The sequence below is a fragment of the Asinibacterium sp. OR53 genome (assembly GCF_000515315.1).
Lineage (GTDB): Bacteria > Bacteroidota > Bacteroidia > Chitinophagales > Chitinophagaceae > Sediminibacterium.
This window is the reverse complement of the sequence record NZ_KI911562.1, coordinates 3500871-3517500: the sequence shown is the minus strand read 5'-3', so window position 1 is coordinate 3517500 and position 16630 is coordinate 3500871. Positions and strand designations below refer to the sequence as shown.

General features: G+C 46.3%; 13 protein-coding genes and 2 rRNA genes (1 of these 15 running past the window's edge). All 15 read left to right on the top strand.

The annotated features are described in order from the left end of the window. Positions 1-2536, top strand: a 23S ribosomal RNA gene (locus tag SEDOR53_RS0115670); it begins 261 nt to the left of the window's first position. 64 nt (positions 2537-2600) lie between these two features. After that, positions 2601-2711: ribosomal RNA gene (gene rrf, locus SEDOR53_RS0115665) — 5S ribosomal RNA — on the top strand. Between the two features lie 119 nt (positions 2712-2830). Then, entirely contained in the window at positions 2831-3412 is a 582-nt protein-coding gene (locus SEDOR53_RS0115660; protein WP_026770560.1) for a Crp/Fnr family transcriptional regulator, read from the top strand. A 110-nt stretch (positions 3413-3522) separates the two neighbouring features. Further along, positions 3523-4050 (top strand): NADPH-dependent F420 reductase, encoded by a 528-nt coding sequence (locus tag SEDOR53_RS0115655; protein WP_026770559.1) that lies wholly within the window; start codon positions 3523-3525, stop codon positions 4048-4050. A gap of 30 nt (positions 4051-4080) precedes the next feature. Then, a complete protein-coding gene (locus tag SEDOR53_RS0115650; protein WP_026770558.1) occupies positions 4081-4653 on the top strand; it encodes a YceI family protein in 573 nt (190 codons plus the stop codon). 13 nt (positions 4654-4666) lie between these two features. Beyond that, positions 4667-5548, top strand: coding sequence for a 4,5-DOPA dioxygenase extradiol (ygiD, locus tag SEDOR53_RS0115645; RefSeq protein ID WP_232214790.1), 882 nt, complete (start codon positions 4667-4669; stop codon positions 5546-5548). Between the two features lie 63 nt (positions 5549-5611). Beyond that, complete coding sequence (locus tag SEDOR53_RS0115640; protein ID WP_026770556.1) at positions 5612-6892, top strand: NAD(P)/FAD-dependent oxidoreductase; 1281 nt, start codon at positions 5612-5614, stop codon at positions 6890-6892. Between the two features lie 165 nt (positions 6893-7057). Then, positions 7058-8512, top strand: a complete 1455-nt coding sequence (gene sufB / locus SEDOR53_RS0115635; RefSeq protein WP_232214789.1) for a Fe-S cluster assembly protein SufB — start codon at positions 7058-7060, stop codon at positions 8510-8512. A gap of 25 nt (positions 8513-8537) precedes the next feature. Continuing rightward, positions 8538-9296, top strand: coding sequence for a Fe-S cluster assembly ATPase SufC (sufC, locus tag SEDOR53_RS0115630; RefSeq protein WP_026770554.1), 759 nt, complete (start codon positions 8538-8540; stop codon positions 9294-9296). An 11-nt stretch (positions 9297-9307) separates the two neighbouring features. Then, the gene (sufD, locus tag SEDOR53_RS0115625) at positions 9308-10612 is read left to right on the top strand and encodes a Fe-S cluster assembly protein SufD (RefSeq protein ID WP_026770553.1); all 1305 of its coding nucleotides are present in this window, start codon (positions 9308-9310) and stop codon (positions 10610-10612) included. Beyond that, positions 10609-11850 (top strand): cysteine desulfurase, encoded by a 1242-nt coding sequence (locus SEDOR53_RS0115620; protein ID WP_026770552.1) that lies wholly within the window; start codon positions 10609-10611, stop codon positions 11848-11850. Before sufD ends, SEDOR53_RS0115620 begins: the two co-directional genes overlap by 4 nt. Before the next feature lie 5 nt (positions 11851-11855). After that, positions 11856-12338: a SufE family protein gene (locus SEDOR53_RS18305; protein WP_051416697.1), complete on the top strand. Its 483-nt coding sequence runs from the start codon at positions 11856-11858 to the stop codon at positions 12336-12338. Beyond that, the gene (locus SEDOR53_RS0115610) at positions 12304-12615 is read left to right on the top strand and encodes an iron-sulfur cluster assembly protein (protein WP_026770551.1); all 312 of its coding nucleotides are present in this window, start codon (positions 12304-12306) and stop codon (positions 12613-12615) included. Before SEDOR53_RS18305 ends, SEDOR53_RS0115610 begins: the two co-directional genes overlap by 35 nt. 26 nt (positions 12616-12641) lie before the next feature. Next, positions 12642-13109, top strand: a complete 468-nt coding sequence (locus SEDOR53_RS0115605) for an Rrf2 family transcriptional regulator (protein ID WP_026770550.1) — start codon at positions 12642-12644, stop codon at positions 13107-13109. Between the two features lie 202 nt (positions 13110-13311). After that, the gene (locus SEDOR53_RS0115600; protein WP_026770549.1) at positions 13312-16611 is read left to right on the top strand and encodes a SusC/RagA family TonB-linked outer membrane protein; all 3300 of its coding nucleotides are present in this window, start codon (positions 13312-13314) and stop codon (positions 16609-16611) included. Positions 16612-16630: the final 19 nt, after the last annotated feature.

Below are 16630 nucleotides of genomic sequence, written 5' to 3'. Positions count from 1 at the left end.
GTCGGCGTGCCGATGCGGGGTTATAGGACTGCGATTAGAAAGTGTTATCAAATCGAACCATCTGGAAAGTTGGGCCATAGCAGGTGAAAGCCCTGTAGATAGAAATTAACATGGACGAGCAGTATCCTGAGTAATGCGGGACCGGAGGAATCTTGCATGAATTTGCCAGCACCATCTGGTAAGGCTAAATACTCCTCAGACACCGATAGTGAACCAGTACCGTAAGGGAAAGGTGAAAAGCACCCCGAACAGGGGAGTGAAATAGTACCTGAAACCGTGCGCCTACAAGCGGTCGGAGCCAGCAATGGTGACGGCGTGCCTTTTGCATAATGAGCCTACGAGTTACTCCTGACTGGCGAGGTTAAGTTCTTAATTAACGGAGCCGAAGCGAAAGCGAGTCCGAATAGGGCGGATAGTCAGTCGGGGTAGACGCGAAACTTTGTGATCTATCCATGGGCAGGTTGAAGTTCTGGTAACACAGAATGGAGGACCGAACCCGTTGACGTTGAAAAGTCTTGGGATGACCTGTGGATAGGGGTGAAAGGCCAATCAAACTGAGAGATAGCTCGTTCTCCCCGAAATGTTTTTAGGAACAGCCTCGGATATAGAAGTTTACTAGAGGTAGAGCTACTGATTGGGCTAGGGGGCTTCACCGCCTACCAAACCCTGACAAACTCCGAATGCTAGTAAATATCTCCGGGAGTGAGGCTGCGGGCGCTAAGGTCCGTGGCCGAGAGGGAAATAACCCAGATTAGCAACTAAGGTCCCTAATACATGGTTAAGTTGAACAAACGAGGTGGGATTTCAATAACAGCCAGGATGTTGGCTTGGAAGCAGCCATTCATTTAAAGAGTGCGTAACAGCTCACTGGTCGAGAGATCCTGCACGGAAAATAATCGGGCATCAAACCATGAACCGAAGTTCTAAACCCGCAGCAATGCGGGTGGTAGGGGAGCATTCAAATCAGCGTTGAAGGTGTGCGGCGACGCATGCTGGAGCGATTTGAAAAGAAAATGTAGGCATAAGTAACGATAAGTAAAGTGAAAAACTTTACCGCGAAAAGTCTAAGGTTTCCTGATCAACGTTAATCGGATCAGGGTTAGTCTGGTCCTTAGGAAAACCCGAAAGGGGCATCTGATGGAAAGAGGGTTAATATTCCCTCACCTGCTATACATTAAAAGTGACGCAGGGACGTGGTGGTTGCGTACGTACGGAAGTGTACGCTGAGCTAAGTCTTCGGATGAGGCGAAACCATAAAATCCCTGCCAAGAAAAGCGAGTATGGCAGCCAGTACCGCAAACCGACACAGGTAGACGGGATGAGTATTCTAACGCGCTCGGGTGAGCCGTGGAGAAGGAACTAGGCAAATTGACGCTGTAACTTCGGGATAAAGCGTACCATAGCGATATGGTCACAGTAAAATGGTTCAACCAACTGTTTAACAAAAACACAGGGCCCTGCAAAATCGTAAGATGACGTATAGAGCCTGAAACCTGCCCGGTGCTGGAAGGTTAAGGAAGGGTGTTCGTAGCAATACAAAGCTCCTGACTGAAGCCCCAGTAAACGGCGGCCGTAACTATAACGGTCCTAAGGTAGCGAAATTCCTTGTCGGGTAAGTTCCGACCTGCACGAATGGTCTAATGAGTTGAACACTGTCTCCTCCACGAGCCCGGTGAAATTGTAGTATCGGTGAAGATGCCGGTTACCCGCCACGGGACGGAAAGACCCCGTGAACCTTCACTACAACTTTGCATTGATTTTGAGCAACCGATGTGTAGGATAGTTGGGAGACTATGAAGCAGTGGCGCCAGCTATTGTGGAGTCAACGTTGAAATACCAACCTTCGTTTGCTTAGAACCTAACCCTGAGAAGGGGACATTGCATGGTGGGTAGTTTGACTGGGGTGGTCGCCTCCTAAAAAGTAACGGAGGCTCGCAAAGGTACCCTCAGTACGGTTGGTAATCGTACGCAGAGCGCATTAGTAAAAGGGTGCTTGACTGTGAGACAAACAGGTCGAACAGGAGCGAAAGCTGGCTAAAGTGATCCGGTGGTTCTGCATGGAAGGGCCATCGCTCAAAGGATAAAAGGTACTCCGGGGATAACAGGCTGATCTTACCCAAGAGCTCATATCGACGGTAAGGTTTGGCACCTCGATGTCGGTTCGTCACATCCTGGGGCTGGAGAAGGTCCCAAGGGTTCGGCTGTTCGCCGATTAAAGTGGCACGTGAACTGGGTTCAGAACGTCGCAAGACAGTTCGGTCCCTATCTGTGGTGGGCGCAAGTAAATTGAGTGGACATGACCTTAGTACGAGAGGACCGGGTCGTACGTACCGCTGGTGTATCTGTTGTGGTGCCAACTGCAATGCAGAGTAGCTATGTACGGACAGGATAAACGCTGAAAGCATCTAAGCGTGAAACCTTCCACGAGATGAGTTTACTTTTAAGGGTTGTCAGAGACGATGACGTTGATAGGCTATAGGTGTAAAGCTGGTAACAGCAAAGCCGAGTAGTACTAATTACCCGTAAGCTTTATTTTTTTCTTTTTTGGATGACTAGCTTCCCAATATGTAAATTATTAAGTGCGATAAGCACAAACGACTTATGGTGGTTTTGCCGGGGGTGTTCACCTCTTCCCATTCCGAACAGAGAAGTTAAGCCCCCCATGGCCGATGGTACTTGCACCTTGCTGGGAGAGTAGGTAGCTGCCATATTTATTAAGCCCGTTCACGAAAGTGTAACGGGCTTTTTTGTTTTTCCGCATCACCAACCTGCTGGTATGTCTTTTGCTACCAACAAGCAGATTATCTTTGTAAACAATTGAACGGCATCCATGTATGAACGACTAGCAGGTAGCATCCGCGAACATATACAACTCACCAACGAAGAACTGGACATCTGCAAGACCCTGTTCCAGCCCAAGAAAATGAGAAAGAAGCAATATCTCCTGCAGGAAGGAGATATTTGTAAATACACCGCCTTCGTTGAAAAAGGACTGCTCAGGTCTTTCACCATCGATAACAAAGGCGGAGAACATATCCTTCAATTTGCACTGGAAGGATGGTGGATAGCAGACCTCTATAGTTTTTTCACTAATGAACCTTCACAATACAATATTGAAGCACTGGAAGACTGTGAGTTGCTGTTGATCAGTAAAACTTCATGGGATCGTTTACTGGAAAAAGTACCGGTGCTCGAACGCTATTTCCGCATCCTGCTACAGAATAACCTCATCGCCACACAGCGAAGATTAATAGGAGCCATGAGTGAAACAGCAGAAGAAAAATACCTCAATCTCATCAACGCTTACCCGGATTGTCTGCAAAGGGTTCCGCAACACATGGTGGCATCTTTTCTGGGTATTACCCGCGAAACACTAAGCCGCATCCGCAACCAATTAGCCACAAAAAAATAAGACCGGATCAGAAAAAAGATGTGATATAGATCAATGCTATTTATTGATCTGCCTCAACCTGACGTGTTTTTGCCTGGCACTAACTTTGTACCGATATTTTAATTAAAGAAATGACAGTGAAGAAAACGGTAGTGATCATAGGAGTCAATGGAAAAACAAGAACAGCTCTTGCCAATGAACTGGCGAAAGCTGGTTACCGGTTGCTGGTGGCTGGCTCCGATCCAACCCAATATAGCCGCTTGTACCGGTACATTAAAACCAATATACCCGACGCAGAGATAGAAGAAGTGGCTTGTGAAAAAGAAGCCTGCTGGGAAGCAGACATGATTGTGCTGGCTATTTCACGCAATGCTTTTCCCGAACTGGTGGAAAAAGTAAAAGAGGTATCTACACAAAAAACAGTGCTTTGTCTTTCTGATGATAAAACCGGCAATTATTTTCCTTTTTCCGAGGCACAGGAAATACAACAGTTGCTGCCATTTTCCAAAGTAGTAGCGGCATTCAACAACGGCCTCTCACCGGAAATGCTCATCGCAGGCGATGATAAAGAATCGGTGCAGCAGGTAGCCGCTATTGTAGAGGCCGCCGGTTATGAACCCATTGTAGCCGAATGCCTGTCAACCATCAAAACATTGTAACCAATCAAACATTTCATAAAGTAAACAACCATGAAAAAATTAATTTCTCTTGTCACGATCAGTTTTTTAAGCATCTCCCTGTTTGCACAACAAGCGACCTGGAAAGTAGATAAGGCGCATTCCAAACTAGGTTTCACCATTACCCACCTGAGCATTTCAGATGTTGACGGATCTTTCAAAAATTTCGATGCCACCATCACTGCCAGCAAAGCAGATTTCAGCGACGCTGTTTTTGAACTCAGCGCCGATGTGGCCAGCGTTAATACAGAAATGGAAATGCGCGATAACCATTTGAAAGGACCCGATTATTTCAATGTAGAGAAATTTCCTAAACTGGCTTTCAAGAGCACCGGCATTACAAGTGCAGGAAAAAACAAATACAAACTCACTGGTAACCTTACCATACACGGCATTACCAAACCGGTAACGCTTGACCTGGTATACAAAGGAACCATCGAGAACCCGATGAGCAAGAAGCCCACCAGCGGTTTTCAGATCAGTGGTACGATCAAACGTACAGACTTTGACCTCGCCGCCAAGACTCCTTCTGCTGTACTCAGCAACGAAGTGAAGATCATTGCCAACGGAGAGTTTACGAAGTAAACAAAACGCGTTCATGAAACGCAAAGAATTTTTAACTTCCTTATTAAAAGGAGCAACGGTTATGACAAGTTTGTCGGCATTCAATCAATTTACCAGTGAACTGAAAGAGCAGGAGCACCTGATGCCCGTACTCTTTATAGGTCATGGTTCGCCCATGAATGGAATTGAAGACAATGAGTTTAGTGAAAGATGGACGCGCATGGCCAAAGAACTACCAGTACCCCAAGCGGTGCTGGTAGTTTCAGCTCACTGGTTCAGGAAAGGAACACTGGTAACGGCGATGGATTTTCCCAGGACCATCCATGATTTCGGAGGATTTCCGCAAGCACTGTTCGATGTGCAATACCCAGCCCCGGGTAGTCCCGCGCTGGCCAAAGAAACAGCTTCACTGATACATACTACACAAGTGGAAATGGATCATGACTGGGGACTCGACCATGGTACCTGGACCATCGTACGCCACATGTATCCCGAAGCCAATATACCGGTATTGCAGTTGAGTATCGATTATACCAAAGGCCCGCAATACCATTACGAGCTGGCAAAAGAATTGTACGGTTTGCGCAAGAAAGGCGTGCTGATCATCGGCAGCGGCAATATGGTACACAACCTGCGAATGGTGGCCTGGGACAGGATCAACGAGCCAGGTTATGGATACGACTGGGCCATTGAAATGAACCAGACCTTCAAACAACTAATTACATCCGGCGATGATCAATCGCTGATCCGCTACGATCAATTGGGAACTGCCGGCAGGCTGGCTATTCCTACCCCCGAACACTACCTTCCCTTATTGTATACACTGGGCTTGAAAGGAAAGAAAGACGAAGTAAGTTTCTTTAATGATAAAGCCGTGGCCGGCTCCCTTACCATGACTTCAGTAAAATGGGGATGAGACCCTTTCTTTCTTGATAGGACGTACGGAATAATATGACGATATTTGGAAAACGGTTAGGCTATGAATAATACTATAAGCACTGTCAAGAAAGTAGTAGTCGTAGGCGGAGGCTTTGCAGGTCTCAATTTTGCAAAGCAATTGATGAGTAACAAAGATTTTGCGGTAACGCTGGTAGATACCAATAACTATCATTTTTTCCCCCCTTTATTGTACCAGGTTGCATCTGCTTTTATTGAACTTTCCAATATCAGTTATCCTTTCCGGCGCCTGTTCCAGGAGAAGGAGAACATGCGTTTTCATATGGGTTCACTGGTAAGGGTGAACAAAGACAACAATACCATTGACACTACTACAGGCACGCTTGCTTACGATTACCTGGTGTTGGCATTGGGCACGGAAACCAATTATTTCGGCATAGAAAATGTGAAGCAGCAGGCATTGCCCATGAAGACCATTGAAGATGCCGTTAACCTGCGCAATCATTTATTGCTGACCATGGAAAAAGCAGTGATGACCAGCGACCCCGCAGAAAAAGAAAAACTGCTCACCATTGTAATTGCGGGCGGCGGACCTACAGGCGTAGAAATAGCCGGTATGCTGGCCGAAATGGGTCATCATATAGGCGCCAAAGAATACCCCGAATTTACAGGTATACGCAGTCGCATTTACCTGATCGATGCCGGCCCGGTATTGCTCGGACCCATGAGTAAAGTGGCGCAGGCAGAAGCAACAAAAGTGCTGGGTAAACTGGGCGTTCAGATCATGACAGGTGTGGCGGTAAAAGATTATGCAGATGGGAAAGTGATACTGGCCAACGGTACGGCCATTCCTACGAAATCATTGATCTGGACTTCAGGTGTTATTGCGCGTGAAGTGCCGGGATTACCCGAAGGCAGTATAGGAAGGGGCAGGCGCATACTTGTAGATGCATTCAACAAAGTAAAAGGCACCACAAACATTTTTGCCATAGGCGATATTTGTTTCCAGGATACCGATCCCCAATATCCCAACGGACATCCGCAACTGGCACAGGTTGCCATACAACAGGGGAAATTGCTGGCCCACAACCTGCAACAGTTCATTGCCAAACAACCTATACGGCCCTTCATCTATGTGAACAAAGGCAGCATGGCCATCATCTCCAAATACAAAGCCGTTGCCGACCTCCCCAAATTTTCATTCAAAGGACTCCTGGCCTGGTTTGTATGGCTTTTCATACACATCATTCCATTGGTAGGTTTCCGCAACAAAGCCAAACTGGCCTTCAGTTGGTTCTACTCATTCATCACCAATAACCCTACGCTGCGATTGATCATCAGGCCAAAAGAAAGAATTAGTTAATTCGGCAATTCGTCAATTTGCCAATTCGACAATCAACTAATTCATAGGCGCTTATAAAACACATTATTGTCGAATTGCGTAATTGTCAAATTGGCAAATTGAATTTCTACTTTTTTGTATAAATCGAGTCGTATCTTTGCAGTATTACCTTGAAATTGTACGGATATGGATACGATGAATGACATCAACAGTGATATCCAGAAAGCGGTTATGGCCGATTATAAATACGGCTTTGTGACTGATATTGAAGCAGATGCGGCGCCAAAGGGATTGAATGAAGAGATCATTCGTTTCATCTCTGCCAAGAAGAAAGAGCCGGAATGGATGCTGGAATGGCGGTTGAAAGCCTATCGCCACTGGCTGAACATGGAAGAGCCTTCCTGGGCGAACCTCAAACATCCGCCGATCGATTACCAGGATATTATTTATTATTCGGCACCCAAACAGAAGAAAAAAGCGGGCAGCCTGGATGAAATTGATCCGGAGTTGCGCAGGACTTTTGAAAAGCTGGGTATCTCCCTGGAAGAGCAGAAAAGATTATCCGGTGTGGCAGTAGATGCGGTGGTTGACAGTGTATCAATCGGTACCACTTTCAAAGCGCAACTGGCAGAACTGGGCATTATTTTTTGTTCGATGAGTGAAGCGATACAGGAGCATCCGGAACTGGTCAAAAAATACCTGGGCTCTGTGGTGCCTGCTACCGATAACTATTTTGCGGCACTCAATTCAGCGGTGTTCACCGATGGGTCTTTCTGTTATATTCCGGAAGGCGTTCGTTGTCCCATGGAGCTTTCCACTTATTTCCGCATCAACGCAGAAAACACAGGACAGTTTGAAAGAACACTGATCGTTGCCGAGCCCGGTAGTTATGTGAGTTACCTGGAAGGTTGCACTGCGCCTATGCGCGATGAGAACCAGTTGCACGCTGCAGTAGTAGAGCTGGTAGCCCAGGAACGAGGTGAGATCAAATACTCTACTGTACAGAACTGGTACCCCGGCGATAAACAAGGCAATGGTGGTATTTACAATTTTGTTACCAAGAGAGGTATCTGTAAAGGCGATCATGCCAAAATATCCTGGACACAGGTAGAGACTGGTTCTGCCATCACCTGGAAATATCCCAGTGTGATCCTCAAAGGCGATCATTCAGTGGGAGAATTTTATTCGGTAGCGCTCACCAATCACTACCAGCAAGCAGATACGGGTACCAAGATGATGCACATCGGGAAAAATACCCGGAGCCGCATCGTGTCGAAAGGTATTTCGGCTGGGTTCAGCAATAACAGTTATCGTGGCCTGGTGCAAGTAGGTAAGAATGCGGCGAACGCGCGTAATTTTTCACAGTGCGATTCATTGCTGCTGGGCGATAAATGCGGTGCACATACTTTCCCTTATATCGAAGTGAAAAACAATACCGGTGTGGTAGAGCACGAAGCCACCACATCCAAGATAGGAGAAGATCAACTCTTTTATTGTAACCAGCGGGGTATCGATACCGAAACGGCGGTGGCATTGATCATCAACGGCTTTGCCCGTGAAGTGATGAACCAGCTGCCTATGGAGTTTGCCGTAGAAGCACAAAAATTATTGGCCATCAGCCTGGAAGGTAGTGTAGGCTGATCATCATATTTCAATCAAGCGAATCATGTTAACGATCAAGAATTTACATGCAGGGATAGAAGGAAAGAAGATATTGAAGGGCATCAACCTGGAGATCAAACCGGGCGAGGTACACGCCATCATGGGACCCAACGGTTCGGGCAAGAGTACACTGGCTTCTGTACTAGCCGGAAGAAAAGAATACGAAGTGAGCACAGGATCAGTGCAGTTTTTAGGGAAAGACCTGCTGGATCTTTCGCCTGAAGAAAGAGCAGGGGAAGGTTTGTTCCTGGGCTTTCAGTACCCGGTAGAGATACCCGGACTGAGCACCACCAATTTCATCAAAACAGCACTCAACGAAGTGCGCAAATACCGCGGACAGGAACCGCTGGATGCCGTTGCTTTTCTGAAGCTGATGAAAGAAAAGATGGCATTGATGAATGTAGACCAATCGCTCTTAAGCCGTTCATTGAATGAAGGCTTCTCCGGCGGTGAGAAAAAAAGAAATGAGATTTTCCAGATGGCCATGCTGCAACCCAAACTGGCCATCCTCGATGAAACCGATTCGGGGCTCGATATAGATGCCATCCGCATCGTGGCCAACGGTGTGAACCAGTTACGCAGTAAAGACAATGCGGTGCTGGCCATCACCCACTACCAGCGCTTGCTCGATTACATCATTCCCGATGTGATCCATGTATTGTACAATGGCAGGATTGTAAAATCAGGCCCCAAGGAACTGGCATTGGAACTCGAAGAGAGAGGATACGATTTCATCAAAAGTGAAGTGAGTGTAGAAGATTAAAGCGCAGCAGTATGAACACACAGTATTACCAGGATCATTTTACCCGTTTGCAGGCTGCTACCCGGCCCGGGCATTTGCATGCACGCAGGGAGGAAGCATTCCGCGACTTCAGCCGGTTGGGCATACCTACCACCCGGAATGAAGAATGGAAGTATACACGCATCAGTGGTTTGTTCAACAAAGAATGGCATTTGCCGCTTTTGCAGGAGAAAACAATAACTGAAAATGACCTGCAGGCCGTTCGGCTACCCGGTTATGAAACAGCCAGTGAACTGGTATTCGTGAACGGATTTTTTTCTTTTGCTCTTTCCAATATCCGTTCAGAGAGCCTGACGGTACTGCCTTTGGAAGAAGCAGCAGCTAACGGATACAGCGATATTGTATCTGCTCATTTCGGACATAGCAGCGGATACATCAAAGACGGCATACACGCGTTGAACACAGCGTTCACGGAAGGTGGTGTATTCATCCATCTTACAAAAACAAAACACGAAAAGCAACCGGTATATATTTATCACCTCACCACGGCAGAGCATGAACCGGGTTTCACGCAGCCGCGCAGCCTGGTATACCTGGGCGAACAGGCGGAAATGCAATTGGTGGAAACTTCCATGTGCCTTGGGCAGCAAGACAGCCTCAACAGCCAGGTTATAGAGATTGTACTGGAAGAAGCCGCCGTACTGGAATATTATAAGATACAGCACGACCACGACAATGCCAGCCAGGTAAACACCACGCATATACGCCAGGTAGGCAAGAGTTATTCTCATACGGTAACCCTTTCATTGAATGGCAATATGGTGCGGAATAATTTGAACGTGGTGTTGGAAGCATCGCACAGTGAAGCGCATTTATACGGACTTTATTTCCCTAAAGGGAACAGTCATATCGATAACCATACGATTGTAGACAACCGTGTTCCGCATTGCGACAGCAATGAGTTGTACAAAGGAATACTGGACGAACAGGGGACCGGCGTTTTCAACGGAAAAATATTTGTAAGGCAACCTGCGCAAAAGACCAACGCCTTTCAATCGAATAAAAATGTGTTGTTGTCCAATACGGCTACCATCAACACCAAACCCCAGCTCGAAATATTCGCCGATGATGTGAAATGTTCGCATGGTTGTACGGTTGGCCGCCTGAGTGAGGAAGGATTGTTTTACCTGCAATCGAGGGGCATCCCCGAGAAAACAGCGCAGTCGATGTTGCTGCATGGCTTTGCAGAGGATGTGCTGGAGAAGATCAAACTGGAACCGATTCGTCGCTATGCAGACGCACTCGTAGCGGCCCGATTAGAATATGATATTGTATGATAACAACAGCTACCATACCCGTCTTTGATGTGTGTGCACTTCGCAAACAATTCCCCGTACTGGAAAGAGAAGTGAAGGGGAAACCTTTGATCTACCTGGATAACGCTGCTACTTCCCAGAAACCAGCTGTAGTGATCGATGCGCTGGTACAATATTATACCGGGTACAATGCCAATATACACCGCGGTATTCATACACTGGCCGAAGAAGCTACTGCTGCTTTTGAAGCCACCCGCGAAACGGCGAGACATTTTATTCATGCAGCCGGCAGGGAAGAGATCATTTTTACACGTGGCACCACAGAAGGTATCAACCTGGTAGCGTATACCTGGGGAAGAGCCAATGTGGGTAAGGGCGATGAGATCATCATCTCTGCTATGGAACACCATTCCAATATTGTTCCCTGGCAGATCGTATGCGAAGAAAAAGGGGCGCAACTGAAAGTGATACCGGTAGATGATGCCGGTGAACTGATCATGGAAGCATACGAGAAATTATTGAGCGATAAAACCAGGCTGGTTGCCATTACACATGTTTCCAATGCACTGGGTACAGTGAACCCGGTAAAACAGATGATCCGCCTGGCGCACAAAGCGGGCGCACTGGTATTGGTGGATGGCGCGCAGTCTACCGTGCACCTCGATATCGATGTGCAGGATATGGACTGTGATTTTTTTGTATGCTCTGCACATAAATTATACGGCCCCACCGGCGTAGGTGTTTTGTACGGCAAAAAGCATGTACTCGAAGCCATGCCTGTTTTCCAGGGAGGAGGAGAGATGATTAAAGAAGTAACTTTTGAGAAAACAACATACAATGAACTGCCTTATAAATACGAAGCAGGCACACCTAATATAGCCGATACCATTGCATTCAAAACAGCATTGGACTTCATTGAACAAACAGGTAAGGAACAGATCAGGCAACATGAACATGAATTGCTGCAGTATGCTACTGCGGCGCTGGAAACCATTCCGGGATTGAAGATCATCGGCAGGGCGAAAGAAAAAACAAGCCTGGTTTCTTTTGTGATTGATAAAGTGCATCCGCAGGATATTGGTATCCTGCTCGATAACAAAGGGATCGCCGTTCGCACAGGCCACCACTGCGCGCAACCGCTGATGCAGCGTTATGGTATTCCCGGCACCATCAGGGCATCATTCGCAGCATACAATACAAAAGAAGAGATCGACGAACTGCTATTGGGATTGGAGAAATCGATCAAACTATTGGTATAGACAACATGAACAACCGGAAGACCATACAGGAAACAGAAGCAGCCATCATCGATTCGTTCTCGCTTTTCGATAGTTGGGATGATAAGTACGAATACATCATCGACCTGGGAAAAAAATTGCCGGCCCTTGATGAAAAACATAAAACAGAAGAGAACAAAGTGAGGGGTTGTCAGTCCACCGTTTGGCTCACGGCCGATTATAAAGACGGAAGGGTTTATTTCAGTGCCGACAGCGATGCGGTGATTGTGAAAGGATTGATCAGTATGCTCATCAGCGTATTGTCTGGCCACACGACGCAGGAGATCATCGATGCACCACTCGATTTTATACGGGAGATTGGTATGACAACCCACCTGGCGCAAACCCGTTCCAATGGGTTGAGGGCTATGGTAAAGCAAATGAAACATTATGCACTGGCTTTCCAGGCCATGCAACAACATTCAATCAACGATCATGGAAACAGCGGAACTGAAAGAAAAAGTCATTGATTGTTTGCATACGATCTTTGATCCGGAAATACCGGTAGATATTTATGAGATGGGATTGATCTATGAGATCGACATCCTACCGGTGAATAATGTGCAGATTGTGATGACGCTGACGGCGCCGAGCTGCCCGGCTGCACAATCGTTGCCAGTGGAAGTGGATCAGAAAGTAAGAGAAATAGAAGGTGTGAATGATGTGCATGTATCTGTTACCTGGACGCCACCCTGGGACAGGAGTATGATGTCTGAAGCGGCCCAGTTGGAACTGGGCATGTTATAAATTGATAACGATTAACTGGCCATTATATGAAAATCACTGCACAGGAAGAATACGGTTTGAGGATATTGATACGCATTGCCTCCTGCAAAGACGATGCGGGCATGAGTATTCCTCAACTGAGCGAAACAGAAGGGCTGAGCAGTCATTATGTGGCCAAGCTCACCCGTGTCTTACGCATGGGAGGCTTCATCAACAGCACCCCTGGCCATAAAGGCGGTTATGTATTGGCCCGGCCCTCACAAGCAATCGTTGTTAAAGATGTATTGGCCGCACTCGGGGGCGTACTGTTCGATAAAAAATTCTGTGAACAACATTCAGGTGCATTAAAACTATGCACCAATTCCGTTGATTGTTCTGCACGTTCGCTCTGGCAGATGGTACAATTTGCGGTAGACCGTTTGCTCGATAAAATTACCTTGCACGACCTCGTGAATACGGAAAAAGAATCAAAGCAAACACTCACATCCATACTGGAACAGAGTTATGTTATGTGATACAGCGCTCATCGCATCATAAATGTCTTCAAAACCTTGTATGCATCATACAAGGTTTTTTTAATTCCAAAACGGTTTGTTATTAAAAAGTGAACTAAAGGTTACCAAATGGTTATCTCCGGTGATCATTGCATTATTTGACATTCAGTTAACACTGCTCTGGTAACGTTGCTAAACATTTTGTAAAATACCAGAGTCTATTATGAAATTATCAACCAAAACCTTACTGGCAACAGCAGTGTTGCTGATTGCTTTTTCGATGAAAAGCTTTTCACAGGAACGAATGGTATCAGGAAGAGTGTTCACCAAGAATGGTATCGGAATAGCCGGTGCCCTGGTGCAGATAACACCTTCCAAAAGATCAACCATCACAGACAGTATCGGACATTATTCAATTGGATTGAAAGAGGGAGATAAAGCAATCTCCATCAGCTCTATTGGCTTTATCTCACAGACTTTCCAATTAGCTGCCATACAAAATTTCGATTTTGCTTTATCGGATGACCCCAAATCACTTACCGAAGTGATCGTTACGGCTTACGGTATCAAAAAAGAAACCAAAAGGATCGGCTACGCAGTGCAGGAGTTGAAAGGAGCAGACCTGGTAAAAGCCAGAGATGATAACCCTATCAATTCACTGGTAGGTAAGATCGCAGGATTATCAGTGGGCGCCAACCCGGAAATGCTCGGACGCCCCGAGCTGGTATTGAGAGGCAGTAAAGACCTGCTTTTTGTAATAGACGGTGTGCCGGTAAATACAGATACCTGGAATATCAGTCCGGACGATATAGAAAGCTATTCGATTTTGAAAGGCGCTAACGCCTCTGCCCTCTACGGTTTCAGGGGAATCAACGGCGCCATTATCATTACTACCAAGCGCGGTACCAAGAATAAAAAAGGCTGGCAGGTAGATGTGAACAGCAGCACCATGTTCGAGAAAGGTTTTTTAGCAGTGCCGCAGAGCCAGACCGAATACGGAAGGGGAACAGCTTTTGTTTACAGTTATGGTGATCGTTTGTATGATAACAAACAGCGTTTACCTGAATGGGGCCCTCGTTTCGAGGGACAGCTGGTGAAGCAATACGACAGCCCTTATGATCCTGCAACCAATACCAGGACCGCTACACCATGGACAGCCCGTGGCGCAGACAACTTCAACAAGTTCATGGAGATGGGCATCATCAATACCAACAACGTAGCCCTCTCTGCTGCTACCGACCGTTCGGATATACGGATATCACTTTCTAATATGAACCAGAAAGGGATGAACCCCAATACCCGGTTGAATTCTTACACGATGGCCATGAATGTGGGATACCGCATCACCGATAAGTTTTCAGTAGAAGCCAGCATCAACCTGAATAAACAGTATTCACCCAATATTCCGGATGTGAACTACGGACCCAATTCATATATCTACATGTTCAAGGTATATGGATCTTCCGATTACAATATTGACGACCTCAAGAATATTTATAAGGCGCCGATGGGAGTGCAGGACCTGATCCCTTACGCGCAGGAATATGGCCGTGAGAACAGCGCCTGGTTCATTGCCCAAAAATGGAAGCATTCGCATGACAAAACAGATGTCAATGGTTATGTGAAAGCAACTTACCAGTTCAGCCCTTCTCTGAACCTCAGCCTGCGTTCCCAGATCACTACCTGGACGCAATTGAGAACTGAGCAAGTGCCTGCCGGAACCAACCTGAACACCTATACACCCTGGTATTATTTTGGATGGTATGGCGATTACAGGGAAGACAGAAGGAATCTCTTTGAAAACAATACCGACCTGATCCTGCATTTCGATAAGCGGGTAGGTAAGTTCAATATCAGCGCCCTCGCTGGTGGAAGCGAGCGTTCGTTCACTTATAATTCTTTGTGGGGAACCACCAAGGCGATGGCAGTACCCAATGTATATGCACTGTCCAATTCCAAAGAACAATATGCATCGTTTACATGGGGTTCTAAAATGCAGGTGTACAGCGGGTTTTATTCAGTTGACCTGGGCTTTGATAAATACCTTACCCTGTCGCACACAGGCCGTGTAGATAATTTGAGTACGCTTGCAAAAGGATACAATACATTCTATTATCCATCGGTGTCTTTGAGCACTGTGGTAAGTGATTATGTAAACCTTCCATCGATAATTTCTTTCTTTAAGCTCCGCGCTTCTTATGCTAATGTGAAAGGCGGACTTACTGCTCCCACCATCGCTTCTGCGTACTATCAGAATACAGGTATGAGCACCAATTCGTTTTTGGGATATGGAACAGACCTCTACAGTTCTTACGATGGACCTACTTACAAAAACCAGAATGCTTACAGTACGGTAACCTATTATAACAATGGCCAGTCAGTAGATTTTACCAGCACAATCGCCAACCAGGCGCTGAAGCCTTATACGGTTTCTTCTTATGAAGCCGGTCTGGATTTGAAATTCCTGAAGAACAGGTTAGGGGTGGATATCACTTACTTCACCAGTTTGAATGGCCCGCAGATCTTCGCATTGCAGGTTCCTTCATCTACCGGTTACACCTCTCAGAATGTGAATGCGATCACTTCCGAGAAGAAAGGATATGAGATCAGCGTTTCGGGATCGCCTATTAAAAGCGTCAGGGGATTGAGTTGGGATGTAGCAGTGAATTATGCTACTTATAAAGAAACATTACAGGATATATACGGCGATGAGAATGTGTTGAGTTTGAATGGCCACAATTACAAAAAAGGAGAAAGATTGGATGCCATCTATGGTGTAGGCTTTGTGCGGGATGGCAACAATAACATCATTTACAATGGCGGATTGCCTTTGAGAGCGCCTTCCGATATCAACAACAATACTTTCCTGGGATATGCAAACCCTGATTTCACTTTCGGTATCAACAACAAGTTCACTTATCGCAATTTCAGCGTAGGATTCCAATTCGACGGAAGGATCGGCGGACATATCTATGATGAAGTTTATAAAGACGGAATGAACGGTGGTACAGCCTATGAAAGCGCATCGGGATATTTTGGTGCTGCCCGTTTGGCAGAATGGCAATCGACCAACAACGGCAGTGTTGCACCTACTGCTAAATATATAGCGCCGGGTGTAAAGATCATTTCAGGTACTCCTGTTTATGCAGGCGGTAAGATCATTAACCTGAAAGACCTCACTTTCGCTCCGAACGACCAGGCCACGACAGTGCAGAAATTCATTTCTTCCGGTATTGGAAACGTAACTGAAAACTGGATGACAGATCGCTCTTTTGTTAAGCTGCGTGAAGTGAACATCAGCTACACACTGCCTGCCGGTCTGTTGTCTAAAAGCAGGTTCATCAAGTCAGCCACTTTTTCGCTGGTGGGAAGGAACCTGTTGTATTGGGCCAAGAGAAAAGACATTGACCTGGATCAGTTCGCATCGGGCTACAACGATACCGACCGTTCATTGAATAATGGCGGGGTTTTACAAAGCGTTACAGCCAGGAGATTCGGATTCAACATCAACCTTAGTTTCTAATTCCATCTGATCCTTCACC

Excerpts from the sequence above, each read along its gene's own strand:
- SEDOR53_RS0115660 (WP_026770560.1), top strand. The coding sequence starts at position 2,831 with ATGTATGAACGACTAGCAGGTAGCATCCGCGAACATATACAACTCACC.
- SEDOR53_RS0115655 (WP_026770559.1), top strand. The coding sequence starts at position 3,523 with ATGACAGTGAAGAAAACGGTAGTGATCATAGGAGTCAATGGAAAAACA.
- SEDOR53_RS0115650 (WP_026770558.1), top strand. The coding sequence starts at position 4,081 with ATGAAAAAATTAATTTCTCTTGTCACGATCAGTTTTTTAAGCATCTCC.
- ygiD (WP_232214790.1), top strand. The coding sequence starts at position 4,667 with ATGAAACGCAAAGAATTTTTAACTTCCTTATTAAAAGGAGCAACGGTT.
- SEDOR53_RS0115640 (WP_026770556.1), top strand. The coding sequence starts at position 5,612 with ATGAATAATACTATAAGCACTGTCAAGAAAGTAGTAGTCGTAGGCGGA.
- sufB (WP_232214789.1), top strand. The coding sequence starts at position 7,058 with ATGGATACGATGAATGACATCAACAGTGATATCCAGAAAGCGGTTATG.
- sufC (WP_026770554.1), top strand. The coding sequence starts at position 8,538 with ATGTTAACGATCAAGAATTTACATGCAGGGATAGAAGGAAAGAAGATA.
- sufD (WP_026770553.1), top strand. The coding sequence starts at position 9,308 with ATGAACACACAGTATTACCAGGATCATTTTACCCGTTTGCAGGCTGCT.
- SEDOR53_RS0115620 (WP_026770552.1), top strand. The coding sequence starts at position 10,609 with ATGATAACAACAGCTACCATACCCGTCTTTGATGTGTGTGCACTTCGC.
- SEDOR53_RS18305 (WP_051416697.1), top strand. The coding sequence starts at position 11,856 with ATGAACAACCGGAAGACCATACAGGAAACAGAAGCAGCCATCATCGAT.
- SEDOR53_RS0115610 (WP_026770551.1), top strand. The coding sequence starts at position 12,304 with ATGGAAACAGCGGAACTGAAAGAAAAAGTCATTGATTGTTTGCATACG.
- SEDOR53_RS0115605 (WP_026770550.1), top strand. The coding sequence starts at position 12,642 with ATGAAAATCACTGCACAGGAAGAATACGGTTTGAGGATATTGATACGC.
- SEDOR53_RS0115600 (WP_026770549.1), top strand. The coding sequence starts at position 13,312 with ATGAAATTATCAACCAAAACCTTACTGGCAACAGCAGTGTTGCTGATT.